At 69.0% G+C, this 25,240-nt stretch carries 18 protein-coding genes; 7 read left to right on the forward strand and 11 right to left on the reverse strand.

Annotated elements, in window-relative coordinates; all coding sequences use genetic code 11:
• Positions 1-108: 108 nt before the first annotated feature.
• The 3 genes from ACXJKQ_RS15935 to lptF all read right to left on the reverse strand — a co-directional run bounded on the left by ACXJKQ_RS15935 (position 109) and on the right by lptF (position 5,022).
• Positions 109-2,688 (reverse strand): LPS-assembly protein LptD, encoded by a 2,580-nt coding sequence (locus ACXJKQ_RS15935; RefSeq protein ID WP_457106708.1) that lies wholly within the window; start codon positions 2,686-2,688, stop codon positions 109-111.
• A gap of 77 nt (positions 2,689-2,765) precedes the next feature.
• The gene (gene lptG / locus ACXJKQ_RS15940) at positions 2,766-3,854 is read right to left on the reverse strand and encodes an LPS export ABC transporter permease LptG (RefSeq protein ID WP_457106744.1); all 1,089 of its coding nucleotides are present in this window, start codon (positions 3,852-3,854) and stop codon (positions 2,766-2,768) included.
• A 7-nt stretch (positions 3,855-3,861) separates the two neighbouring features.
• Positions 3,862-5,022: an LPS export ABC transporter permease LptF gene (gene lptF, locus ACXJKQ_RS15945; protein WP_457106709.1), complete on the reverse strand. Its 1,161-nt coding sequence runs from the start codon at positions 5,020-5,022 to the stop codon at positions 3,862-3,864.
• Between the two features lie 184 nt (positions 5,023-5,206).
• On the opposite strand from lptF, the gene ACXJKQ_RS15950 reads away from it, so the two are divergent.
• From ACXJKQ_RS15950 to msrP, 4 genes are all read left to right on the forward strand, one after another.
• Entirely contained in the window at positions 5,207-6,718 is a 1,512-nt protein-coding gene (locus ACXJKQ_RS15950) for a leucyl aminopeptidase (protein WP_457106710.1), read from the forward strand.
• 49 nt (positions 6,719-6,767) lie between these two features.
• Positions 6,768-7,496, forward strand: a complete 729-nt coding sequence (locus ACXJKQ_RS15955) for a hypothetical protein (RefSeq protein WP_457106711.1) — start codon at positions 6,768-6,770, stop codon at positions 7,494-7,496.
• A gap of 102 nt (positions 7,497-7,598) precedes the next feature.
• Positions 7,599-9,347, forward strand: coding sequence for an AMP-binding protein (locus ACXJKQ_RS15960; RefSeq protein WP_457106712.1), 1,749 nt, complete (start codon positions 7,599-7,601; stop codon positions 9,345-9,347).
• A gap of 162 nt (positions 9,348-9,509) precedes the next feature.
• The gene (gene msrP / locus ACXJKQ_RS15965; RefSeq protein ID WP_457106713.1) at positions 9,510-10,463 is read left to right on the forward strand and encodes a protein-methionine-sulfoxide reductase catalytic subunit MsrP; all 954 of its coding nucleotides are present in this window, start codon (positions 9,510-9,512) and stop codon (positions 10,461-10,463) included.
• Between the two features lie 39 nt (positions 10,464-10,502).
• Here msrP and ACXJKQ_RS15970 read toward each other — a convergent pair whose 3' ends face one another.
• The 8 genes from ACXJKQ_RS15970 to carA all read right to left on the reverse strand — a co-directional run bounded on the left by ACXJKQ_RS15970 (position 10,503) and on the right by carA (position 20,394).
• The gene (locus tag ACXJKQ_RS15970; RefSeq protein ID WP_091779385.1) at positions 10,503-11,393 is read right to left on the reverse strand and encodes a LysR family transcriptional regulator; all 891 of its coding nucleotides are present in this window, start codon (positions 11,391-11,393) and stop codon (positions 10,503-10,505) included.
• Between the two features lie 259 nt (positions 11,394-11,652).
• Positions 11,653-12,633: a thioredoxin-disulfide reductase gene (gene trxB / locus ACXJKQ_RS15975; RefSeq protein WP_457106714.1), complete on the reverse strand. Its 981-nt coding sequence runs from the start codon at positions 12,631-12,633 to the stop codon at positions 11,653-11,655.
• 14 nt (positions 12,634-12,647) lie between these two features.
• Positions 12,648-13,697 (reverse strand): mitochondrial fission ELM1 family protein, encoded by a 1,050-nt coding sequence (locus ACXJKQ_RS15980; RefSeq protein WP_457106715.1) that lies wholly within the window; start codon positions 13,695-13,697, stop codon positions 12,648-12,650.
• Between the two features lie 221 nt (positions 13,698-13,918).
• Complete coding sequence (locus tag ACXJKQ_RS15985) at positions 13,919-14,419, reverse strand: hypothetical protein (protein ID WP_457106716.1); 501 nt, start codon at positions 14,417-14,419, stop codon at positions 13,919-13,921.
• Between the two features lie 5 nt (positions 14,420-14,424).
• Positions 14,425-14,901: a transcription elongation factor GreA gene (gene greA, locus ACXJKQ_RS15990; RefSeq protein ID WP_457106745.1), complete on the reverse strand. Its 477-nt coding sequence runs from the start codon at positions 14,899-14,901 to the stop codon at positions 14,425-14,427.
• 90 nt (positions 14,902-14,991) lie between these two features.
• Positions 14,992-18,465, reverse strand: a complete 3,474-nt coding sequence (gene carB / locus ACXJKQ_RS15995; protein ID WP_457106717.1) for a carbamoyl-phosphate synthase large subunit — start codon at positions 18,463-18,465, stop codon at positions 14,992-14,994.
• A gap of 173 nt (positions 18,466-18,638) precedes the next feature.
• A complete protein-coding gene (locus ACXJKQ_RS16000; protein ID WP_457106718.1) occupies positions 18,639-19,016 on the reverse strand; it encodes a hypothetical protein in 378 nt (125 codons plus the stop codon).
• 145 nt (positions 19,017-19,161) lie between these two features.
• Positions 19,162-20,394 carry a glutamine-hydrolyzing carbamoyl-phosphate synthase small subunit gene (gene carA, locus ACXJKQ_RS16005; RefSeq protein ID WP_457106719.1) on the reverse strand — a complete coding sequence of 411 codons (1,233 nt, stop codon included), beginning with the start codon at positions 20,392-20,394 and terminating at the stop codon, positions 19,162-19,164.
• Between the two features lie 192 nt (positions 20,395-20,586).
• Here carA and ACXJKQ_RS16010 point away from each other — a divergent pair, with 192 nt between their 5' ends.
• The 3 genes from ACXJKQ_RS16010 (at position 20,587) to rpoD (ending at position 25,224) form a co-directional block, all read left to right on the forward strand.
• Positions 20,587-21,048 (forward strand): GatB/YqeY domain-containing protein, encoded by a 462-nt coding sequence (locus ACXJKQ_RS16010; RefSeq protein WP_457106720.1) that lies wholly within the window; start codon positions 20,587-20,589, stop codon positions 21,046-21,048.
• Between the two features lie 99 nt (positions 21,049-21,147).
• The gene (dnaG, locus tag ACXJKQ_RS16015; RefSeq protein ID WP_457106721.1) at positions 21,148-23,043 is read left to right on the forward strand and encodes a DNA primase; all 1,896 of its coding nucleotides are present in this window, start codon (positions 21,148-21,150) and stop codon (positions 23,041-23,043) included.
• 198 nt (positions 23,044-23,241) lie between these two features.
• On the forward strand, positions 23,242-25,224 hold the full coding sequence (rpoD, locus tag ACXJKQ_RS16020; RefSeq protein WP_457106722.1) for an RNA polymerase sigma factor RpoD: 1,983 nt from the start codon (positions 23,242-23,244) through the stop codon (positions 25,222-25,224).
• Positions 25,225-25,240 lie beyond the last annotated feature (16 nt).

The raw sequence follows: 25,240 nt of genomic DNA on the forward strand, positions 1-25,240 counted from the left end.
TATAGCGCCCGCGCGGGTCAGGCGCATCCCCGGTGGGGGGCGTTCGGAACGGCGATCGTGGAGTCCGCCGCCCGCTCGCCGGATCGACGGCGCCGCGCCGGAAGGCCGTCAGCGCACCGAGGCGATGCCGTCCGCCGTGATCGCGGTGCCGACGTTCTGGCGCAGGTCCGCCTCGCCCAGGGTCTTCAACTCGACGCGGAGCAGCACGGTCTGGTTGCGCTCGCGCACGCCGGTGGCGGTGGCGATCGGCGAGTTGATGTAGTTCAGCGAGACCGTCGTGCACTCGTCCTGGTAGCCGCCACCGAAGCTCGCACCCGACAGGTAGAAGCGTCCTGGGTTCTGGTAGACCGGTACCGTCCCGATCGGGTTGGCCAGGTACGAGGTTAGCGCGTCCTGATAGGTGTTGCGGACGTCGAGGTAGTGCGTGAGGTCGACGAGCAGCGAGCCCGAGATGAACCAGTTCGGCGTGATGTTGTAGGTCGCTGTGGCGGTGATGCCCTCGCGGTAGTGGCTGTAGCCGAGCAGCGGCTGCGCCTCATAGTAGGAGTAGAACGCCGACACGCTCAGGGGCAGGAACGGCGCGAACCGCGCCGTCGCTCCGGTCTCGAACCGCGACACGTGGAAGTCGGACTGGTTGAACCGGGCTCGGCTGATGAACGTGATATTCTGGTTCGGCGAGACCTGGAACCGTCCCACGAAGTCCGACCGCTGCGTCTCGAGCCCGGAATCGAGGCCGACATTGGCGATGTCGCCGCGGCGGAACGAGTTGACGCCGGCGAGTTGGATGGACTCGCCGAACAGCACGTTGGCGTACCAGCCCGACGGGGTCACGACCGAGTACTGGCCGCCGAGATTGGTGCGCACGCCACCCTCGACCCGGTCGTAGCCGGAGAATTTGTCCCACTCGAACAGGGAGGTGTCGTCGAACACGAGGCTCTGCGCGTCCTCGTTGGGCAGGCGGCCGATCCGCGTCTCCGAGGGGCGGGCGATGATCTGGCCGATCGGTTCCAGGGTGTGGACGCCGAGCGCGCCGAAGTTGGCGACGAACGGGTACCGATAGTCGAGGCCGATCGCCGGCATCACCCGGCCGGCGAAGCCCTGGTCGACATGGGCGACCTGGGGGACGAGGTCGTTCTGGTAGCCTGAGAAGCTCGTGCTGTTGAAGAACGCGTCGGTGCGCAGATACGCGAAGGGGGTGAACTTCTGGCCCATGTCGTCGATGAAGCTGCGCCGCCAGGACAGCTCCGCGGAGGCGCGGGTGTTGTTTCCGGCGAGCCCCTGGATCGCGCAGGTGCCGCGCTGGAACACCGTGCAGGTCTGGTAGAGCGGGAAGCTGACGCCGTTGACGCTCGGCGAGAACAGGTAGCTTGCGGTGCGCGGCAGCCCCTGGAACTGCGTGGTCTCCCGGTTCAGGCTGGTGATATTGGCCTGGAAGCGTACCTCGCCGCCGATCTCGGACGGACCGTTGACGCGCTTGTCGTAGTCGATGACCGGCGCGACGATCGGCTGCTGCTTCTGCCAGTCGAAGCTCGACAGTCCCTTGAAGTAGTAGCCCCGCGCCTCGAACCACGACCGGTCGCCCTGGCCGATCAGGTAGGCGGTCGAGGTCGCCTCCCGGAAATAGTCCGTGGTGATGTTCTGATTGCGGATCCGGTAATTGTCGAGGAACCACTTGTCGGTGACGCCGACGAGGTCCCAGCCCGTCCGCCAGCGGGGGTTGATGTAGAACCGGCCCTGGGACTCCACCGAGCCGCGGAAGTCGCGCTCGCCGGCACCCAGCGGGCTCGGCAGGAAGGCCGAGGGCGTCGTCTGCGAGATGCCCGACAGGCGGATGTTGTAGAAGCCGTTGTCGATCCGCTGCCGGAACTCGCCCTGCGCCAGCAGCCCCTGACGGCTGAGCAGGGTCGGCGTCAGTGTCAGGTCGTAATTCGGCGCGAGATTGATGAAGTACGGAAGCGACACGCCGTTGCCGAGTGCGGTCGTCGTGACGAAGCGCGGCGTCAGGAAGCCGGTCTTGCGCTTCACCGTCGGGTCCGGCGCCTCGAAATACGGCAGGTAGGCCACCGGGATGCCGGCGATCTCCAGCGTCGACGCGTCGAAATAGACCGTGTGGGTCTCGTTGTCGTGGATGATCTTCTTCGCCTTGATCTGCCAGAGCGGCGGCGTCTCGGGGTTGTCCTTGCACGGCTCGCAGGCGGTGTAGCTGCCGGATTCGAAGCTCGTCTGCTCGCCGTTCAGCCGCTCCGCGCGGGGGGCCGAGAAGCGGGTGCGGACGGTCTCAAACTTGCGCTGCACCGTCTGCTGGCCGCGGAAGGCGTCGACGAAGCCGGTCTTGAAGTCGTCGGTGAGCTCCATCCGCGCGCCGGTCACGACGCCGCCATCGGCCTCGGTCAGGCGGACATTGCCCTCGGCGAAGACCCGGCCGCTGTTCCGGTCGTAGCGGACGCGGTCGGCCTGCAGGGTCCGCGGACCGTAATGCAGCTCGGCATTGCCCCGTGCGGTCACGGTGCCGTGATCGTTGTCGTAGATCAGCTCGTCGGCCTCGACGAGGAGCTTGTCGCCGGGCTTGCCGGCCGTCACGGCGGGCAGCCCCTGCGCGTGCGCGGACAGGCCCCCCGCCAGCGGCGCGGCGAGCGCCAGCACGGCCAGGAAACCTACCTTCCGCAGGATGTCGGCGACCTTACGCAACGCGCGTCCCAACCCCTGTGACGTCTGCCGTCACCAACCTCAACACCCGTCCCCCGTCCCGCGCAGGATCGCGGAAGTCAGCCGTCTTCCTGGTACAGAAGCGTGAGCGTACCGAGAAGACTGCCTACCACGGCCGGGAACCAGGCCGCCACCGGTGCGGCGACGAGTCCGGACGCGCCGAGCCCCTCCATGACCTGTCGGATCACGTAGAGGGCGAAGCCGGCCGCGACGCCTCCGAGGACGAGTTTGCCGACCCCACCAAAGCGGAAGAACCGTAAGGAAACGGTTGCCGCCACGATCACCATGGCGACGAACAGGACCGGCCTCGCCCACAGGACATCGTACTGGAGACGGTACCGGGTGGCGTCCAAACCGGCCCGCTCGGTCCGCGCGATGGTTGTGGGAAGTTGCCAGAAAGGCACAGATTCCGGGGGGGTGAAGCGCTGCCGCACCTGCCCGGGATCGAGGTTCGAGGCGATCAGGTAGGTGTCGAACGACTCAGGCGGGGCGTCCGGTGTGAGAACGCGCACATCGGAGAGTTCCCAATAGCCGTCGTGGAGCGCGGCGCGGGCGGCGACCAGCTGCTCGGCGAACTTGCCGGCCGCGTCGAAGGTGAAGACCGAGACGCCCGCAAGGGTGGTGGTGCCCTCGATGGCGGTCTCGGCGCGCAGGATCGCCTCGCCGTCGAGGCCCTTCTGGCGGATCCAAAGGTCCTTGCCCGAGCCGGCCTTGGTGGATTTGGCGAAGATCTTCGCCTCGATCTCGGTGGAGCGCTGCTTCAGGAGGGCCGAGACCGGGTTGTAGACGCCGACCGCCAGCGCCCCGAGGGCCAGCGCCACGAAGAAGCCGGGCTGGAGGAACTGCCAGGCCGAGATTCCCGCCGCGCGGGCGACCACCAGTTCCAGCTTGCGCGACAGCTGCAGCAGGGCCGCCATGGAGCCGAACAGGACCGCGAACGGCAGGACGCCCTCGGCCACCGCCGGGGTGCGGTAGAGGGAGAGCTGCGCCATCAGCCCCGTGGAGGCGCCCTGGGCCTCCCCGGCGCGGCGCAGCAGCTCGACGAAGTCGAGGGTGTAGACCAGGGCGAACACGGTGACGAACACGCCGAGCACCGTGCGCAGGAACCGGGCGGCGAAGTACCGCCCGAGGGTGGGGCCGATCAGCATCATCGGGTCAGGCCGCCGGTGCGAGGCGCGGGCCGCGGACCAGAGCCCGCAGCCGGCGGGCGAGGGCGGCGTTGAACGCACGAACGCCCGGCCCGAAGAAGATCAGCAGGCTCGACAGCACGATCGCCAGCAGCGGCACGCCGTAGACCGCCGCGACCGCCGCCGGGCTGCGCGCGGCGGCGCTCACCGCCGCGAATCCGCCGATGCGCAGGGCCACGACGGCGACGATCGCGCCGGCGACCGCGAGCCCACGTCCCTGGCGCGTGGTGCGCGGGTCGCCGAGCGCCGCGAAGGCGATGAAGACCAGCGCCAGCGGGTACAGGCAGGTGGAGAGCCGGTCGTGCAGCTCGGCCCTGAAGCGGCCCTTCTGGAGCTTGTAGTAGCCCTCGGTCTGGTCCGGGAACAGGAGCTGCGCCGTGGAGCGCTCGCGGGGCTTGTAGATCGTGTCCGAATCCGGGGGCGCGAAGGCCGCGAGGTCGATCGTGTAGCGCTCGAAGGTCAGGATCGAGGAATCGCGCGAGTCCTTCTGCTGCTGGTGGACGCTGCCGTTCTCCAGGATCAGGTAGCTCTGCCCGTCGACCTCGACCGCGTTGCCGCGCTCGGCGAGGTAGACCTTGGTCTTGCCGGCCTCCCGGCGGTCCTGGATGAACAGGCCCTTCAGGGTGCCCCCCGGCCCGCGCTCGCGGAAGTGGAAGGTGATCCCGTTGTCGAGCTGGGTGAACTGCCCCTCCTTGACGACGTTCGCGATGAAGTCGCCGCGGACCCGGGTGATGACGTCGCGCAACTCCTGGAAGCTCGCGGGCATCACGACAACGACGAGGAACCCGGTCAGGAAGCTGACGATCAGCGCCAGCGTCAGGAAGGGGCGCAGCAGCGAGCGCGGCGGCATCCCGGCCGCCGACATGACGATCAGCTCGGAATCGCCGTTCAGCTTGTTGAGGGCGTAGATCGTGCCGATGAACAGCGCGACAGGGGCGATCACCACCACGAGCGTCGGCAGCGACAGGCCGGTGACGAACAGGAAGACCAGCAGCGTCTGGCCCTTGGCGGTCACGAGATCGAGCTCCCGCAGGGCCTGCGTCAACCAGATCGTGCCGGTCAGCCCGATCAGGCAGGCAAGGGTCGCGCCCAGGGCGATCCGAAAGATGTAGCGTTCGATCTGCCTCATCGGCCCGGCAGTCCCGCTCGTCCTCGCGCGCCCTCGGGGCGGCAGGGACCCGACAAAAGGGGCGATTCCAGGGCTTTCGCGCCGCGTTGCGTTCTCCGCATCAGCGGCTACACAGGGCGGATGGCCGGCACGGCGACGTGCGGGTGCGTAGTACGGCTCCGGGATAACGGGCAGGGCGACGGGTATGGCGGACGGTATCGAGATCGGTTTCGGTCCCCTGGAGCAGGGCGGCCAGGGTCCTGGCGGATCCGGCGATCTCGTGGTCTTTGTCGGCGACGACCTCGCCCTCGGATCGGCGGCCCGGGATGCCCTGGGCGCCGCGGGCGCGGATCTCGTGGCCCGCGCTGCGGCCTCGGAGAAGTTCAAGGGCCGCTCCCTCAGCGCCCTGACCCTCCCGGCTCCCGCGGGGGTCAGTGCCGATCGCTTGGTTGTGGTGGGCCTCGGCTCCGACAAGGACCGCGCCAAGACCGACTGGCCGGCGCTCGGCGGGTTCACTGCCGGCAAGGTGGCGGGGCGGACCGCCCGGGTCCTGCTCGACTGGCCCGGCGCGACCGTCACGGCGGCGCAGGCCGGCGAATTCGCCCTCGGGGCGCGCCTGCGCACCTACACGTTCGACCGCTACAAGACCAAGAAGAAGCCCGACGCCGACGACAAGTCCGGCACCGCCCTGACCCTGCTGCTCGCCGATCACGGCGCGGCGACCCGCGCGGGCGAGGGTGCCCGGAGCCTGTCCGAGGGCGTGATCCTGGCCCGCGACCTCGTGAACGAGCCGCCGAACGTGCTCTTCCCGGCGGAATTCGCCCGCCGCGCCTCGGAACTCGCCAAGCTCGGCGTCGAGATCGAGGTGCTGGAGCCGGCCCGGATGCGGGACCTCGGCATGGGCGCGCTGCTCGCGGTGGCGCAGGGCTCGGCCCGCGAGCCGCGGATCGTGATCATGCGCTGGAACGGCGGCCCCGCGGCCGAGGCGCCCGTGGCCTTCATCGGCAAGGGCGTCGTGTTCGATTCCGGCGGCGTCTCGATCAAGCCCGGCGGCGGCATGGAGGACATGAAGGGCGACATGGGCGGCGCCGCCGCCGTGGTCGGCGCGCTCCACGCCCTGGCGTCCCGCAAGGCCCGCTGCAACGTCGTCGGCGCCATCGGCATCGTGGAGAACATGCCGGACGGCAACGCCTACCGTCCTTCGGACATCCTGACCTCGATGTCCGGTCAGACGATCGAGGTGATCAACACCGACGCGGAGGGCCGGCTGGTCCTGGCGGACGTGATCACCCACGTCATCCGCAGCACGAAGCCCAAGGCGCTGGTCGATCTGGCGACGCTTACGGGCGCGATCATCGTCGCGCTCGGCCAGGACATCGCCGGGATGTTCTCGAACGACGACGCGCTGGCGGCCAACATCCACGCCGCCGGCGAGGCGACGGGGGAGAAGGTCTGGCGGATGCCGCTGATCCCGGCCTACGACAAGGCGATCGATTCGAAGTTCGCCGACATGAAGAATACCGGCGGCCGCCACGGCGGCGCGGCCACCGCGGCCTCCTTCATCAAGCGCTACGTCGAGGACGTTCCGTGGGCGCATCTCGACATCGCCGGCGTGGCGATGTCGTCGAATGCCAGCGAGATCAACCGCAGCTGGGGCGCCGGATGGGGCGTGCGCCTCCTCGACCGGCTGATCCACGACCATTACGAGGCCCGCTAGGATCGCGCCGACGGTCCGCCACGCGATGCCCGTCCCGGGGGACCGAAGCATGGCGGCCTACGCCGATTCTTCGCGCGATCCGGCGCGTCCCGGCGCTGCGGCACGGGGATCCGCCGGCGGCCTGCTGGCGGCGTCGAGCCCGATCCTCGCCATGCTGGCCGCCCTGGCGATCGTCGCGCTGACCGGAATGAGCCAGCGCGACGCCGTGCCGGAGGCCCTCGAGCCCTGGATCTTCGGCTACTTCATCGGCCGCTACCCGCTCTTCGCCTTCGCACTCGTCTACGGGCTCGGGCATCTCGCACGGGTGGCGGCGGGTTCTGGGCCTGCCTCCGTCCCGCGACGGGTGCTGTTCGGCCTCGCCGGGGCGGTGGCGCTCGCCGCGGCCGGGCTCTATCCGACCTTCGGCGGCCTCATCCTGCGCGGCGCCTTCGCCACCGGCGGCATGGCGTTCCTCACGCACCAGCCCCTGTGGCTCGCCTACGGCCTCGGGGCCGGCATCGCCGCCGCGCTGTTCGGCGGCATCCTCGGCCTGTTCGCGATCGCGGCGAACCGACCGCTGCGGCCGCGCCTGCGCCGGGTCGGGTTCGCGGCGCTGGCCTTCCTGGCGCTGTGGTTCGGCGCCGCCCTGATCGGCCTCGCAGGGGACCTGGGATTCGGCCCCTGGCCCCGCCGGGCTCTGCGCGCGGACGAGGCCGGGCTCGCAGCGCTCCTCCTGGTGGCCGCGGCCCTGCCGCACACGGCGCTGGCGACAGTGCGCCGGCATCGTCCGAAGCCCTGAAGCCCTCGCCTTGCGGGCCGGCGTCGCTTCCCGCAGAGTCTCCGGAGAGTCGGGCGTTGCGGGACTCGGCCCTAGAGAGCCGTGCCCGCGGGAGGCATCGCGATGCATGAGGCGAACGTGATCGCACACGGCGCTCGAGCCGCCACGGCCGGACCGGGGGTGGTGGGCGACGGAAGTTCGAACCGGCCGTGGCTGGCCTCGTACCCCGCCGGGGTTCCGGCGGAGATCGAGGTCGCCAGCCTGGGGACCCTGGTGGACCTGTTCGAGACCAGCATGGCCGCCTTCGGGGACCGGCCGGCCATGCTGTGCTTCGGTTCGACCCTGACCTACGCGACCCTCGGCCAGCAGGCGCGCGACCTCGCGGCTTGGCTGCAGGGACAGGGCCTGAAAAAGGGCGACCGCGTCGCGATCATGCTGCCGAACGTGCCGGCCTATGCGGTGGCGATCTTCGGCGTTCTGCTGGCGGGGGGAACGGTGGTCAACACCAACCCGCTCTACACGCCCCGGGAATGCGCGCAGCAGATCAACGATTCCGGCGCGCGGATCCTGATCGTCCTGGAGAACTTCGGCGCGACCGTCGCGGCGGCGCTGCCGGACGTCACCCTCGACCGGGTCGTCCTCGTCGGTCCCGGCGACGGGCTCGGCGTCAAGGGTCAGGTGATCAACCTCGCCAGCAAGCACGTCCGCAAGGCCGTCCCGCCGTTCCGGTTGCCGGACGGTCTGGCAACGCCCTTCGCCACGGTCCTGCGGCGGGGACGATCCATGAAACGGACCGCGATCCCGGTCGAACCGGAGGATCTCGCCTTCCTGCAATACACCGGCGGCACCACGGGCATCGCCAAGGCCGCGATGCTCAGCCACCGCAACATCATGGCGAATGTCGAGCAGTCGCAGGTCTGGTTCAACTCGAAGGATCCGAGCGTCCCGCGCTGCGTGGTCACGGCACTGCCGCTTTACCATATCTTCGCGCTCACCGCCTGCTTCTTCCAGTTCATGCGCAGCGGCGGATCATGCCTTCTGATCCCCAATCCGCGCGACTGCGACGGCATGGTGAAGACGCTGAGCCGCACCCGCTTCACCCACCTGATGGGCGTGAACACGCTGTTCAACGTACTCATCAACCATCCGAAGATCGGCACGGTGGACTTCGCGAACCTCGACTTCGTGGTCGGCGGCGGCACGGCCGTCCAGCGGGCGGTGGCCGAGCGCTGGCGGGCGCTCACCGGCAACACGATCATCGAAGGCTACGGCCTGTCCGAGACGTCCCCGGTGGTGTGCGTCAACCCGCTGGGGATGCGGGATTTCTCGGGGACCATCGGGTTTCCGCTGCCCTCGACCGAAGTCTCGATCCGCGACGTGTCCGGGCAGCCCGTCCCCGCGGGGCAGGCCGGCGAGATCTGCGTGCGTGGTCCGCAGGTCATGCGGGGCTACTGGAACCGGCCGGAGGAGACGGACCGCGCCATGACCCCGGACGGCTTCTTCCGTACGGGCGACGTCGCGGTGATGCAGGCGGACGGGCAGTTCAAGATCGTCGACCGGATGAAGGACATGATCCTCGTCTCCGGCTTCAACGTCTATCCGAACGAGGTCGAGGATGTCCTGGCCGCCCATCCCGGCGTGCTCGAATGCGCGGTGGTCGGCGCGCCCAGCGAAGAGACCGGCGAGATGGTGGTGGCCCATGTCGTCCTGAAGGATCCGACGGTCACGGCCGACGCCCTGCGGTCGCATGCGCGCACCCAGCTCACCGGCTACAAGGTGCCCCGCCGCGTGGTGGTCCACGACACGCTGCCCAAGACCAATGTCGGCAAGGTTCTGCGGCGGATGCTGCGCGACGACGTTCCCCCGCCCTGATCGTCGGGCGGCGGAACACGCTCCGTGCCTGCGTCGCGCCGCCGCTCTCCCGCCACGTAACCCTGGGCGCCGGTCGTCGAAAGGGGAGACTGCGGCGTTTGCGCCCCTGTCGCCCCCGAGCGATCTGTGGGTTGTCCGCGCAGGATATCCGAGGAGACGGCGATGTTGATCAAGCGCAGACGCGGTTGGGAAATTCCGGAGCATCTGGCGACGCCGGAGACCGTCTTCCTCAACCGCCGGTCCCTGATCGGCGGCGCGGCCGGGCTCGCGGCCGGCTCGCTCCTTGGCGGCCGTCAGGCCCTGGCGGCCGCGGGCGACCCGACGCTGTACCCGGCGCCGCAGAATCCCGCCTACACCCTCGACAGGCCCCTGACGCCGGAGCGCTTCAGCGCCGACTACAACAATTTCTACGAGTTCGGGACGTCGAAGACGGTCCTGCCGGCGGCGAACGCCCTCAAGACGCAGCCCTGGACGCTGAAGATCGACGGCCTCGTGGAAAAGCCGTTCGAGATCGGCGTCGACGACCTAATCCGGAAGGTCGGGCTGGAGGAGCGTCTGTACCGCCACCGCTGCGTCGAGGCGTGGTCGATGGCGGTGCCATGGACCGGCTTCCCGCTGGCGAAGCTCGTGGCGCTCGCCAAGCCCGCCTCCGGCGCGAAGTACATCCGCTTCGAGACCTTCATGGACAAGGCGATGGCGCCGGGCCAGCGGGCCTTCTTCTACCCCTGGCCCTATACCGAGGGCCTGACGCTCGCCGAGGCCGGCAACGACCTCGCCTTCGTGGTGACTGGGATCTACGGTAAGCCGCTGCCCAACCAGTTCGGCGCACCGATCCGCGTCGCGGTCCCGTGGAAGTACGGGTTCAAGTCGGCGAAGTCGCTGGTGAAGGTCTCGTTCACCGCCGAGCGGCCGAAGACCTTCTGGGAGGGGCTCCAGGCCTCCGAGTACGGCTTCTGGGCGAACGTGAACCCGGCCGTGCCGCATCCGCGCTGGAGCCAAGCGACGGAGCGCGTCCTCGGAACGGACCAGCGGGTGCCGACGCTGATCTACAACGGCTACGGCGAGCAGGTCGCGGGCCTGTACAAGGGCCTGGAGGGCGAGCGCCTCTTCGTCTGATCCCGCCACGCGCGATGCTGAGCGCCGGCGAAGCCGGCCTCAGTAAGTCCAGCGCTGAGCCTTCGAGACCAGGAAATCCCGGAACGCCTGGACCCGCGCGACCGAGCGCATCTCCTCGGCATAGACGAGATAGCTCTCCAGGCTCGGCATCTCGGTCTCGCGCAGCACCTGCACGAGCTGCTGGCCGCCATCCACGGCGTAGTCGGGCAGGATCCCGATCCCGGCCCCCGCCTCCATGGCGCGCTGCAGGGCGCCGATATTGTTCACCGTGAGGTGGACCTGGCGCCGGTCCCGGCCCTCGCGGCCGGCATCGGCCAGCCAATGGGCGGCAAGCAGGTAGGAGGGCTCGTTCCCGCCGAACGAGACGAGGCGATGGTCGTCGAGTTCCTCGATCGTCTTGGGCTCGCCGAAGCGCTTGACGTAATCCGGGCTCGCGAAGGCGTGGTAGTGCACGGTGAACAGCCGCCGCTGGATCAGGTCCGGCTGGGCCGGCCGCCGCATGCGGATCGCCACGTCGGCCTCACGCATGGCCAGATCGAGTTCCTCGTTGGTGAGGATCAGCTCGATGCGCACATCCGGATAGAGATCGAGGAATTCGCCCACCCGCTGTGACAGCCAGGACGTGCCGAGGCCCACCGTGGTGGTCACCTTCAGGTCGCCGGTCGGGCGCTCGGAGGTTTCGACGAGACGTGCCCGGGTGTTCTCCAGGCGCAGCTTCATGTCCCGAGCGGCGCGGAACAGCAGGTCACCCTGCTCGGTCAGGAGGAGGCCGCGGGCATGGCGGTGGAACAGCGGCGCCTTCAGCTCCCGCTCCAGGGCGCTGATCTGACGGCTCACTGCCGATTGGCTGAGCCCGATATCGTCCCCCGCCTTGGTGAAGCTCCCCGCCTCGGCGACGTTGAGGAAGATCCGGATCTTATCCCAGTCCAAGGCAAGAACCCCTACCAGCGCGGCCCCGCTCTCCGCGCCCGGGAGAAACCGGCACGTGATGCGGCGGGCAGATCACCGGGCAAGCTGCGCGGTCCCGGGGGCGGATGGCCGCCCGCAGCACCGCGCGGGCATGCAATCAGTGCATCCCGGCGCAGTCAGCACCCCTATGCACACGGCGCATGGTCCAGCGCAAGCAGAAGCAGCGGGAAGTTGTTGAAAGGGTCGCTCCGGTCTCCGTCCGCGGAGACCGGAACCGTGGTCATTCCGCTGCGGCGGCCTGAACCGGGCTCTCACCGATATCGAGGTTGGCGAGAAACTTCTCGGCCTCCAGCGCCGCCATGCATCCCATGCCGGCCGCGGTGATCGCCTGACGGTAGACGTCGTCCGTCACGTCGCCCGCTGCGAACACGCCCGGGATCTCCGTCTCGGTGGTGCCGGGCTTCACCGTCAGGTATCCGCCGTGGCGCATGGGCAGCTGCCCCTCGAAGATCGCGGTCGCCGGCTGGTGGCCGATCGCCACGAACACGCCGTCGGCCTTCACCTCGCTGATCTCGCCCGAGCGCGGATCCTTGAGCCGGACATGGGTGACGGCCGGCGCAGGCTTCTGCACGCCGCAGATCTCGGCGACCTCCCGGTGCCACAGCACCTCGACGTTCGGATGCTTGAACAGGCGCTCCTGCAGGATCCGCTCCGCCCGGAACGTGTCGCGACGATGGACCACCGTAACCTTGCTGGCGATGTTGGCGAGGTAGAGCGCCTCCTCGACCGCGGTGTTGCCGCCGCCGACCACGACCACCTCCTTGCCGCGGAAGAAGAACCCGTCGCAGGTGGCACAGGCCGAGACGCCACCGCCCTGGAAGGCCGCCTCGGAGGGCAGCCCCAGCCACTTGGCCTGGGCGCCCGTGGCGATGATCAGCGCGTCGCAGGAATAGGTCTCGCCGGAATCCGCCTCGAGGCGGAACGGCCGCTGCTTGAGATCGACCTTCGTGATGTATTCCGACACGATCCGGGTGCCGACATGCTGGGCCTGGAGGCGCATCTGCTCCATCAGCCAGGGACCCTGGATCGCCTCGGCGAAGCCCGGATAGTTCTCGACATCCGTGGTGATCATGAGCTGGCCGCCGGGCTGGAAGCCGGAGATCAGCAGCGGCTCGACCATGGCGCGGGCCGCGTAGATCGCCGCCGTGTAGCCGGCGGGTCCCGAGCCGACGATCACGAGCTTGGCGTGGGTGTGGGCCATCTGTCTCGGTCTCCTCAGGCCGGGCCGGCCGCGCGGCGCGCATCATAGGCGTCGGCGAGCGCCTGCGCGATCACCGGCGTTGCGTCGATCGGCTTGTACGTCAGATTCGCCAACTGACCGGTGAACGGTCGGAGCGCCCCTGCGATCGCCAGGCCGGCGAACATCCGCCGATGCCGGATATAGGTGCGGGGCAGGTCGAACAGCAGGACCGGCGCGCCGGTGGCCACGGCCTCGCTGACCATGTTGGCCGAATCGGAGGTCACCACGATCGCTTCGGCGAGTGCCAGCATGGCGACGTAGGGATTGTCGCCGCTGCCGTCCCAGAGGAAGCCGCCGGTCTCGGCGGCCAGCGCCTTCACGGCGTCCCGGAGCGGGTTCGGCGTCCGGCGCGAAATCGTCACCATCAGGCGGCAGCCTTGACCGGCCAGCCCGCGCAGATCCTCGACGAGGCGGATCATGTCGGTCTTGCGGTAGCTCAGGTGCCGGCTGTCGCCGCCGACGAGGACCGCGACCCGCGGGCCGTCGAGGCGCGCGAGGCGCGGGTCCGGTCGGGCGCGAGCCGCGGCCAGCCGCGCGGCGGTGACGAGGTGGGGCGCCGTCAGCGTGGTGAAGACGTTGGGGCCGCGCAGGTCGTCGTAATCGGGGACCCAGATGAAGTCGGCGCTGTCCGCGCCGGTGCGCGGGTCCTTCAGGAACGCCGTGAAGGTGCGTCCGCCGGTGGCGCGGCGGACGGCCCGGAGATAGGGCACGGACCGTCGTCCCGAGGCGATCAGGACATCCGGATAAGGACCCGACAGAGCGCCGGCACGACGGCGGGGTCCCTCGCGGGGGTCGATCGGTCCCCAGGGCGCCATCCAGCCGAACGGACCGGAGGCCGGTACCTGCCGTGTCTCGAAGGCGAGGCCCAGCGTCTCGGCGATCCCGACGCATTGGTTCTCGTCGCCGGCCTTGCCGTCTGTGACGATCCAGGCGCGGGCGCGGGAGAGTTCGGGCAGATGCTCGGACCGCACCTCCAAGGGGCCGAGCGGGGCGGGTCTCGCCTCCGGCGCGTCGATGCTTGCCATGCTCCTCGCTCAGGAAACCCGCTTCAATTCGCCCGCCCCGGTCTTCGGGTCGACCGACGCCGCGCGCCCGATCCCCCGTGTCCGCCGCCCGTCACGACGGCCGCGATACGGCCCATGTCCCTGCGGGAGACGATTGCCACGCGCATCCTCGGGGGGCAGTCGACAGCGGTACACCTTGAACAGACCGCTCGCTACGGCCTCGGCCGTCCTCGCGCTCCGCTTTACTCCCGCGGCAGGTCCCGGGCGAGCCACTGGGCATAGATGTCGGCGATGGCGGCGAGCCGCCGACCCTCGAATTGCGGATCGTACCAGGCGCCGCCGGAGCTCGACGGCGTCGCGGTCATCTGCGGGTGCCGTCCGAGCACCTGCCCCTTCGGTCCGACGAGCAGCGCCTCGCCCTCCAGATAGTCGGTCTGGAAGTTTCCGCCCAAGCCGGGCCGCGCGCCGCTTCCGACATAGGACCGCAGCGACAGGCCGCTCACCACCACGACGAGACGCGGCCCGGGACCGCCGATCCGATCGGCGAAGGTCTTCCGGAGGGCCTCGGTCAGGTCGGCCGCGAGCGCCTCCGCCTGGAGACCGCCGCCTTTGTCGAGCAGCGGCCGGACATCGACGCGGATGTCGGAGAACCGGGCGGTGGGCGGAAAACCGTCCGCCGCCGCGGCGGTGGCGACCATGCCGAGTGCGACGCCGGCGAGCCGGCTCCAGGAACGCGGGCGCATAGCGCTCAGCCGCCGAACTGGACGGCGACGACCTCGTAGGACTTGCCGCCGCCCGGCGTCGTGACCTCGACGGTATCGCCGACGCCCTTGCCGATCAGCGCGCGGGCGATCGGCGAGGTGATCGAGACGCGACCGGAGCGCACGTCGGCCTCCGGCTCGCCCACGATCTGGTAGGTCTTCTCCTCCTCCGTGTCCTCGTCGACGAGCTTCACGGTGGCGCCGAACTTGATCTTGTTGCCCGAGAGCTTGGTGACGTCGATGATCTCGGCGCGCGCGATCATGCTCTCCAGTTCCATGACGCGGCCCTCATTGTGGGACTGCGCCTCCTTGGCGGCGTGGTATTCGGCGTTCTCCGACAGGTCGCCGAGCGCGCGGGCTTCCGCGATCGCCTGGATGATCCGCTGGCGCTCCACCTGCTGGCGATGCTTCAGCTCCTCTTCGAGGGCTGCGAAGCCGCGCACCGTGATCGGAACCTTGTCTATCGCCATCGTCTCGCGCCACAATGAAGAGGCCCGGCCGAGAGTGTAGCACTCCCTCCGGGCCACGAAATGAAGTCAGCGGAACCCTGAGGCTCAGGCCGCGAAGTATTCCTGCAACGCGCGGACCTTGAGATCGCCTTCTAGATAGGCCTTGATCCCCTCGGCCGCGGCCATCGCGCCCGCTAGAGTGGTGTAATACGGCACCTTATGCAAGAGGGCCGCACGCCGGAGGGAGCGCGAGTCCGACAGGGCGCCGGCCCCCTCGGTGGTGTTGAGGACGAGGTGGATGCCGCCGTTCTTGATCGCGTCGACGACGTGGGGCCGTCCTTCGAGGACCTTGTTGATCCGCTCGGCCGGGACGCCGTTCTCGACGAGATAGCGCTGCGTGCCGCCGGTCGCCAGGATCGAGAAGCCGAGATCGGACAGGAGCTTCATGGTCGGCAGGATGCGCGCCTTGTYGGCATCGCGCACCGAGACGAACACGCTTCCTGCCTTCGGCACCTGCGTGCCGGAACCGAGCTGGCTCTTGGCGAAGGCCACGCCGAAGCTGGCATCGAGCCCGATCACTTCGCCCGTGGAGCGCATCTCCGGGCCGAGCAGCACGTCGACACCGGGGAAGCGGGCGAACGGGAAGACCGCTTCCTTCACGGCGATGTGCGCCAGGGTCTTGGGCCTCAGGCCGAAGGTCGCGAGGGCCTCGCCCGCCATGATGCGGGCCGCGATCTTGGCGATCGGCTCGCCGATGACCTTGGCGACGAACGGCACGGTCCGTGACGCGCGCGGGTTCACCTCCAGCACGTAGATCGTGCCGTCCTTGATGGCGTACTGGACGTTCATCAGGCCGACGACGTTGAGCGCCAGCGCCATCGACTTGGTCTGACGCTCCAGCTCGTCCATGATCTCAGGCGATAGGGAGCGCGGCGGCAGGGAGCAGGCCGAATCGCCGGAATGGATCCCGGCCTCCTCGATGTGCTCCATGATGCCGGCGATGAACACGTCCTTGCCGTCGCAGACCGCGTCGACATCGATCTCGACCGCGTCCGACAGGTAGCGGTCGAACAGGAGCGGGTTCTTGCCCAGCACCGTGTTGATCTGGCCGGTCTTGTCGTTCGGGTAGCGGGCCTTGACGTCCGACGGGATCAGGCTCGGCAGGGTGTCGAGGAGGTAGTCGGCGAACTGCGTCTCGTCGCGGATGATCGCCATGGCGCGGCCGCCCAGCACGTAGCTCGGGCGCACCACGAAGGGCAGGCCGAGATCGGCAGCCACCAGCCGGCTCTGCTCGACCGAATAGGCGATGCCGTTCTTCGGCTGCTTCAGGCCATGGCGGTCGAGGAGGCGCTTGAACTGATCGCGGTCCTCGGCGAGGTCGATGGCGTCGGGCGAGGTGCCGAGGATCGGCACGCCGGCGGCCTCGAGGGCGCGGGCGAGCTTCAGCGGGGTCTGGCCACCGAACTGCACGATCACCCCGTGCAAGGTGCCGGCCTGCCGTTCGGTCTCGATGATCTCCAGCACGTCCTCGGCGGTGAGCGGCTCGAAGTAGAGCCGATCGGAGGTGTCGTAGTCGGTCGACACCGTCTCCGGGTTGCAGTTGACCATGATGGTCTCGTAGCCGGCATCCGACAGTGCGTAGCAGGCGTGGCAGCAGCAATAGTCGAACTCGATGCCCTGACCGATCCGGTTCGGGCCGCCGCCGAGGATGATGACCTTCTTGCGGTCGCTCGGGAACGCCTCGTCGGCGACCGTGCCGGCGAAGGGCGCCACGTAGGTGGAGTACATGTAGGCGGTCGGCGACTTGAACTCGGCCGCGCAGGTGTCGATCCGCTTGTAGACCGGGCGCACGGCCAGGGCGCGCCGGGCCGCGCTGACGGCGGCCTCGTCGGCCTTGGCCAGCACCGCGAGGCGGGCATCCGAGAAGCCGGCGGCCTTGAGCTGACGGAAGGCGCCGGCCGTCTTCGGCAGGCCGTGGGTCCTCACGCGGTTCTCCAGGTCGATGATCGCCTGAAGCTGCTCCAGGAACCACGGATCGATCTTGCAGGAGGCGTAGACCTGCTCATGGCTGACGCCCAGGCGCAGGGCCTGCGCGACCTTGAGCAGCCGGTCCGGGGTTGGCGTGCCGATGGCCGCCTTGATGGCGTTGTGGTCGTCGCCCTTGCCGAGCCCCTCGATCTCGATGTCGTCGAGGCCGGTCAGGCCGGTCTCGAGCGAGCGGAGGGCCTTCTGGAGCGATTCAGCGAAGCAGCGGCCGATCGCCATGGCCTCGCCCACCGACTTCATCGCGGTGGTCAGCGTCGGCTCGGCGCCCGGGAATTTCTCGAAGGCGAAGCGCGGGATCTTGGTGACGACATAGTCGATCGTCGGCTCGAACGAGGCCGGAGTCGCGCCGCCGGTGATGTCGTTGGCGATCTCGTCCAGGGTGTAGCCGACCGCGAGCTTGGCTGCGACCTTGGCGATCGGGAAGCCCGTCGCCTTCGAGGCGAGTGCCGAGGAGCGCGACACGCGCGGGTTCATCTCGATCACGATCATGCGCCCGTTCTCCGGGTTGATCGCGAACTGCACGTTGGAGCCGCCGGTCTCGACGCCGATCTCGCGGAGCACCGCCAGCGATGCGTCGCGCATCACTTGGTACTCCTTGTCGGTGAGCGTCAGCGCCGGTGCGACGGTAATCGAATCACCGGTGTGCACACCCATCGGGTCGATGTTCTCGATGGAGCAGACGATGATGCAGTTGTCGTTCCGGTCACGGACGACCTCCATCTCGTACTCTTTCCAGCCGAGCACGCTTTCCTCGATGAGCACCTCGTTGGTCGGCGACGCGTCGATGCCGCGTTCGACGATGTCGAGGAACTCCTCGCGGTTGTACGCGATGCCGCCACCGGTGCCGCCCATGGTGAAGGACGGCCGGATGATCGCCGGCAAGCCGACTTCGGCGAGGGCAATCAGCGCCTGCCCGATCGCGTGCTCGCCGTAGCGCTTGCGCCGCTCGGTCTCGCCCGCCGCCCAGCTCTTCTCGTAGGCCGCCAGGGCCGCCTGGCGCGCCGCCGGATCGGTGTTGCCCGCCTCGATCCGGGCGATCTCGGCCAGATAGGCCTGGCGGTCGGCCTTCTTCGCCGCGGAGGCGTTGGCGAGCGCCGATTTCGGGGTGTCGAGGCCGATCTTGGTCATGGCGTCGCGGAACAGGCTCCGGTCCTCCGCCTTGTCGATGGCCTCCGCGGTGGCGCCAATCATCTGCACGCCGTACTTGGCGAGCACGCCCATCTTCTGCAGCGACAGGGCGCAGTTGAGCGCCGTCTGGCCGCCCATGGTCGGCAGGATCGCGTCGGGGCGCTCCTTCTCGATGATCTTGGCGACGATCTCGGGCGTGATCGGCTCGACGTAGGTCGCGTCCGCCATGTCCGGGTCGGTCATGATGGTCGCGGGGTTCGAGTTCACCAGGACGATCCGGTAGCCCTCCTCGCGGAGCGCCTTGCAGGCCTGGGTGCCGGAATAATCGAACTCGCAGGCCTGTCCGATGATGATCGGACCCGCACCGATGATCAGGATCGAGGAGATGTCGGTGCGCTTGGGCATCTGCGGCCTTCTCAGGCCAAGCGCGCCCGATCGGGCAGGGCTGAATTCAGCCCTGCTCCCGGACGCGCGTGGCGGGATTGTCGTTGAGCCCTGCGTTTACACGGGCGACGGGCGCATTGGAAGGCCGTGAGGCATACGCAGCCTCGGCTTTGCACCCGTTGCGTGTGGGAGACTCAGAAGCCGGCGTAGAGTGCGGCCAGCGCGCGGTCGATCGACAGGTAGAACACCCCGAAGGCCACCACGGCGGCGGCGGCGAATTCCAGGGCCACGTTGGGGAGCGTCTGCGCGCGGCGCAGAGCCTCGCGGCCGAAATACAGCGAGACCCAGGCGAGGGCGAGGACGGCCGGCAGGGCGAACAGGTAGGAGACCGTGCTCTCCACCCGGTCGAAGCCGCCGGTCGGATCGATCAGAGCCCGGATGTTGCGCACCCACGGGGCATAGAACGCAGCGTAGAGGGCGGTCAGCCACGACAGGCTCACCGCGATGCCGAGATGGAACGTGAAGGTGCGGTGCAGGCGGGAGAAATCGTCGCGCGCCTCGTCGATGGTCATCCGGCTATCCCCTGCGACGGCGCCTGTGCCGGCGGACGCGGATGCGTCGCCGCGCACGGCCTGTCTTGGGGTTCCTTAAGCCGGCGGATTCGGCGGATTTTATGGCCCCGGCAGGGCTCGAATGGGATCGCGCCAGGGCGTGGCCTCAATCCCGCGTCGCTGTCTCCGGCGCGCCGGAGCGCATCAGAGTCACGAAGCGCTCAAACAGGTAATGGCTGTCCCGCGGCCCCGGCGAGGCCTCGGGATGGTGCTGCACCGAGAAGGCCGGGCGGTCCGTGAGGGTCAGGCCACAATTGGAGCCGTCGAACAGCGACACGTGGGTCTCCACGGCCGTTTCCGGAAGGCTCCCCGGATCCACCGCGAAGCCGTGGTTCATCGACACGATCTCGACCTTGCCGGTGGTCTTGTCCTTCACCGGATGATTGGCGCCGTGGTGGCCCTGGCCCATCTTCACGGTCCGGCCGCCGAGGGCGAGGCCCATCAGCTGGTGCCCCAGGCAGATGCCGAAGGTCGGGACCTTCTCGTCGAGAAGCCTGCGGATCACGGGGACCGCGTAGGCGCCGGTGGCGGCGGGGTCGCCGGGGCCGTTCGACAGGAAGATGCCGTCCGGCTTCATCGCCAGGATCTCGTCGGCGGTGGTGGTGGCCGGGACCACGGTGACGTCGCAGCCGGCCTGGGCGAGGAGCCGCAGGATGTTGCGCTTCACGCCGTAATCGATGGCGACGACCTTCAGGCCCTCGCCCTTGGCGCGCTGGCCGTAGCCGTTGCCCAGCGCCCACACGGTCTCAGACCATTCTGAAGGCGCGCGGCTCGTGACCGGCGGCACGAGGTCGAGCCCCTCCATGGGCGCCAGCGCGGCCGCGCGGGCCTTGAGAGCCTCGCGGTCGAACCTGCCCTCCGGATCGTTGGCGATCACGGCGTTCGGCATCCCCTGGTCGCGGATGCGGGCGGTGAGCGCCCGCGTGTCGACGCCGGTGATGCCGACGATCCCGCGAGCCTTGAGCCAGCCGTCGAGATGCGAGGACGAGCGCCAGTTCGACGGCTTCGTAACCGCCGAAGCGATCACGGTGCCGCGCACACCCGAGGCCGGCGCCGCTTCCAGGCTCTCGAGATCCTCGTCGTTGGTCCCGACATTGCCGATATGCGGGAAGGTGAAGGTGACGATCTGCCCGGCGTAGGACGGGTCCGTCAGGATCTCCTGATAGCCGGTCATCGCGGTGTTGAAGCAGACCTCGCCGTCGGCGACGCCTGTCTGGCCGATGCCGAAGCCCTCCAGGATGGTCCCGTCGGCGAGCACCAGCAGCGCCGTCGCGACGGGCTCTGCCCACGGCTCCGGAGCGGCGGGCTCGGGGGCATTCGCGGCGGCGTCTTGCAGCATGGGCTGAGTCTCGCTTATGTCCGGCCGAAGGCGAGCGCCGTCTTGCGGCGCTCCCGGCTTGCGGCATGATCGTGTGCGGCGCTCTTAGCGAGCGGCCCGCGATGGGGTCAATGTGGCTCCACGGCCGACAGGGCTCAAGACCCGCAAACCGCAGGCCAGCCCCCCGTTTCCACCGTTGGAAGGCTCAAGACGATGCTGCGCGCGCGCTTCACCACCGAGATGAAGGAGGCCATGAAGGCCGGCGACAAGGAGAGGCTCGCCACGGTGCGGATGATCCAGGCCGCCCTGAAGGACAAGGACATCGAGGCGCGGGGCCTCGGCAAGGAGCCGGCCTCCGACGAGGAGATCCTCGCCCTGCTCCAGAAGATGATCAAGCAGCGCACCGAATCGGCCGCCGTCTACGAGCAGGGCGGCCGCCCCGAGCTCGCCGCCAACGAGCGCGCCGAGATCGCCATCGTCGAGAGCTTCCTGCCGAAGCAGATGGACGAGGCCGAGATCAAGGCGGCCGTCGAGGCGGCGATCGAGGAGACCGGCGCCGCAGGCCCGAAGGACATGGGCCGGGTGATCGGCGCCCTGAAGGGCACCTTCACGGGCCGGATGGATTTCGGCAAGGCGAGCGCTCTGGTGAAGGCGGCGCTGGCGGCCAAGGGGTGAGTCTGTCCCCGCAATCCACGCCGGTTTTCGGACGGGGAAGGGACTCCGACCCGCCCGACGCGCTATAGAAGCGGGTTCCGACACCACATCCCAGGCCCCGTGCGCTATCCGCCCCACATCCTGGAAGAGATCCGCGCCCGGCTGCCGGCCTCCTCGGTGGTCGGCCGTCGCGTGCAGTTGAAGAAGGCCGGCCGCGAGTGGCGCGGCCTCTCGCCGTTCAACGCCGAGAAGACGCCGTCCTTCTACGTCAACGACCAGAAGCAGTTCTATCACTGCTTCTCGTCGTCCAAGCACGGCGACATCTTCACCTTCCTGATGGAAACGGAGGGGCTGAGCTTCCCGGAGGCGGTGGAGCGTCTGGCGGGGGAGGCCGGGGTCAGCCTGCCCGCGCAAACCGAGGACCATCGGGAGTCGGAGACCAGGCGCGCCGGGGCCATCGAGGTGATGGAGATGGCGGCCCGCTGGTTCGAGGAGCGCCTGCAATCCGGGCAGGGCAGCGAGGCGCGCGCCTACCTCGAACGCCGGGCGCTGGGGCGCGAGATCCAGCAGCGGTTCCGCCTCGGCTACGCGCCGAACGAGCGCTACGCCCTGCGTGACCATCTCGCCGGCAAGGGCGTCGACAAGGCGCTGATGGTCGAACTCGGCTTGCTCGCGGCCGGGGAGGGCGTCTCGGTCCCGTACGACTATTTCCGTGACCGGGTGATGTTCCCGATCACCGACACCCGCGGCCGGGTCGTGGCCTTCGGCGGGCGGGCGCTCGCCAAGGAGGTGCGCGCCAAGTACCTGAATTCCCCCGAAACGCCGCTCTTCCACAAGGGCCGGACACTCTACAACCTCCACGGCGCCCGGAAGGCCGCGCACGAGCGCGGCTCGATCATCGCGGTCGAGGGCTATGTCGACGTCATCGCCATGACGCTCGCCGGCCATCCCGAGACGGTGGCGCCCCTCGGCACCGCGTTGACCGAGGACCAGCTCGGCCTGCTCTGGCGCCACGCCGACGAGCCGATCCTGTGCTTCGACGGCGACAAGGCCGGCCAGCGGGCGGCGTTCCGCGCCCTCGACATCGCGCTGCCGCTCCTAGAACCCGGCCGCTCGCTCCGGATCGCGCTGCTGCCCGGCGGTCAGGATCCCGACGATCTGCTGCGCTCCGGAGGCTCCGGGGCCATCGACCAGGTGCTGGCGGCGGCGTTGCCCCTCTCGGAGCTTCTGTGGCGGCGCGCCGTCGAGGCCGGCCCGGTCGACACGCCCGAGCGGCGCGCCGGCCTGACCCAGACCCTGCGCACCACCGTCGCGACCATCCGCGACGAGACCGTGCGCCGCTACTACCGCGACGACATCGAGGATCGCCTCCGCGGCCTGTCCCCGCGCGGCGCCCGCGCCGCCGGCCAGCAGGCCACGCGCGGGGGCCGCCAACGCTACCTTCGGCCCGGCGAGCCCGTCTCCCCGCGCATCACCGGAGGCCCGAGCCCCTCGATGACCGCTTCGGCGGGTTTCACGGGCGCCGCTTCGGTCCGTGAGGCCGTGATCGTCGGCACCCTGCTGGCCCACCCCGAGATGGTCGCGGAGTTCGGTGAGGAGATCGCCGAACTCGACTTCGAGGATCCCGATGCCCGGGCGCTGCTGTCCGTCCTGCTAGCCTGCGCGGCCGAGGATGAGCATCTGGCACCGGAGGTGTTGCAGAACCGCATCAATCGGGCGGCACTCGCACCGGCAGCTGACCGGATCCTGGCGCTGGCCCGCTCGCGGGACCGCACGACCCTGGCGCCGCATGCGGATCCTGCACACCGTGCGGATGCGCTCCGACAGGCAATGATCTTGCACCGGCAGGCAGGAGCGCTACATACCGAACTTCGCGAGGCACGGCAGGCGTTTGAGAATGATCCGACCGATGCCGGGTGGGCATGGCTCTGCGAAGTGAAGGCGAGGCTGGAAACCGTCATCGCCGCTGAGGCGGAGGCCGATGCACCGGTGTCGAGCGACTCGACGGCCGCGTGATCCCTGTGTCATGGCGGTGGCGGGGGGCAGCGTCCCGCCATAGTTAACAATCGGTCAAGCCTCAGGCTTGCATACGGAAACCGACGATTCAAGGCGACGGAGCGATCCGGGGCCGATCTCATACGGCGGCGCCGACGGCGTGGACCGGCCTTTATCGGGGCCTCCGCAACGCGCCGCGTGCGAAACAATAGGCTGATCATGGCGACGAAGGCAACGGAACGGGACGAGACGGACGCTGCCACCGAGCAGCAGACCGACGGGCCGCTCCTCGACCTGACGGATGCTTCGGTCAAGCGTATGGTCAAGCTCGCCAAGAAGCGCGGCTACGTGACCTATGAGGAGGTCAACGAGGTTCTGCCCGAGGGTCAGTCCGATCCGGACCAGCTTGAGGACGTGCTCTCGCAGCTCTCCGAGATGGGCATCAACGTCGTCGAGGCCGAGGAGACCGACGAGGCGGCGGGCGAGAAAGCCGCCGAGGGCGAGGAGGAGGAGGCCGAGGGCGGCGAGGTGGCTGAGGTCGCCCCCGCCCGTGCCGTCGCGGTCGCCACGACCACCACCAAGGAGCCGACCGACCGGACCGACGATCCGGTGCGGATGTACCTGCGCGAGATGGGCTCGGTCGAGCTGCTCTCCCGCGAGGGCGAGATTGCCATCGCCAAGCGCATCGAGGCCGGCCGCGAGGCGATGATCGCAGGTCTCTGCGAGAGCCCGCTGACCTTCCAGGCGATCATCATCTGGCGCGACGAGCTGGTGGAGGGCAAGGTCCTCCTGCGCGACATCATCGATCTCGAGGCGACCTACGCGGGGCCGGACGGCAAGAACGCGCCGCAGATCGCCGAGGGCGAGGAATCCGAGGACGGCGAGCCGCCGGCGCCTCCGGAGGGTGGCGACGACGAGGACGACCTCGAGAACAACGTCTCGCTCGCCGCGATGGAAGCGGAGATCAAGCCGCGAGTCCTGGAGACCTTCGACGCGATCGCCGCCAACTACCGCAAGCTGCGCAAGTCCCAGAGCGAGGGCACCGAGCGCAAGGCGGCGGGCGAGAAGAACACGCCCGCCCAGGACCAGAAGCAGGTCGAGCTGAAGGACATCGTCGTCGCCGACGTGAAGTCCCTGTCGCTCAACAACAACCGCATCGAGGCTCTGGTCGGCCAGCTCTACTCGATCAACAAGCAGCTCATCGGCCACGAGGGCCGGCTGATGCGCTACGCCGAGAGCCACGGCGTGGCCCGCGACGAGTTCCTGCGCCACTACCAGGGCTACGAACTCGATCCGAACTGGATGCAGCGGGTCGGAACGCTCGGCGGCAAGGGCTGGAAGAACCTGGTCGAGCGCGGCTCCAAGCAGGTCTCCGAGCTGCGCGCGCAGATCCTCGACCTCGCCTCCGAGACGGGCCTGGAGATCGGCGAGTACCGCCGCATCGTCAACATGGTCCAGAAGGGCGAGCGGGAAGCCCGGCAGGCCAAGAAGGAGATGATCGAGGCCAACCTGCGCCTCGTGATCTCGATCGCCAAGAAGTACACGAACCGCGGCCTGCAGTTCCTGGACCTGATCCAGGAGGGCAACATCGGCCTGATGAAGGCGGTGGACAAGTTCGAGTACCGCCGCGGCTACAAGTTCTCGACCTATGCGACGTGGTGGATCCGGCAGGCGATCACCCGCTCGATCGCCGACCAGGCGCGCACGATCCGCATCCCGGTGCACATGATCGAGACGATCAACAAGATCGTTCGGACATCGCGCCAGATGCTGCACGAGATTGGTCGCGAGCCGACCCCGGAGGAGCTGGCCGAAAAGCTGGCCATGCCGCTGGAGAAGGTCCGGAAGGTCCTCAAGATCGCCAAGGAGCCGATCTCCCTCGAGACGCCCATCGGCGACGAGGAGGACAGCCACCTCGGCGACTTCATCGAAGACAAGAACGTCGTCCTGCCGATCGACGCGGCGATCCAGTCGAACCTGCGCGAGACCACGACTCGGGTGCTCGCCTCGCTCACGCCGCGCGAGGAACGCGTGCTGCGCATGCGTTTCGGCATCGGCATGAATACCGACCACACCCTCGAGGAGGTCGGCCAGCAGTTCTCCGTGACCCGCGAGCGCATCCGGCAGATCGAGGCGAAGGCGCTGCGGAAGCTGAAGCACCCCTCGCGCAGCCGGAAGCTCAGGAGCTTCCTGGACAACTGAGCCCCCGCCGCGGCCA

It is taken from the genome of Methylobacterium sp. P5_C11 (genome assembly GCF_054049775.1).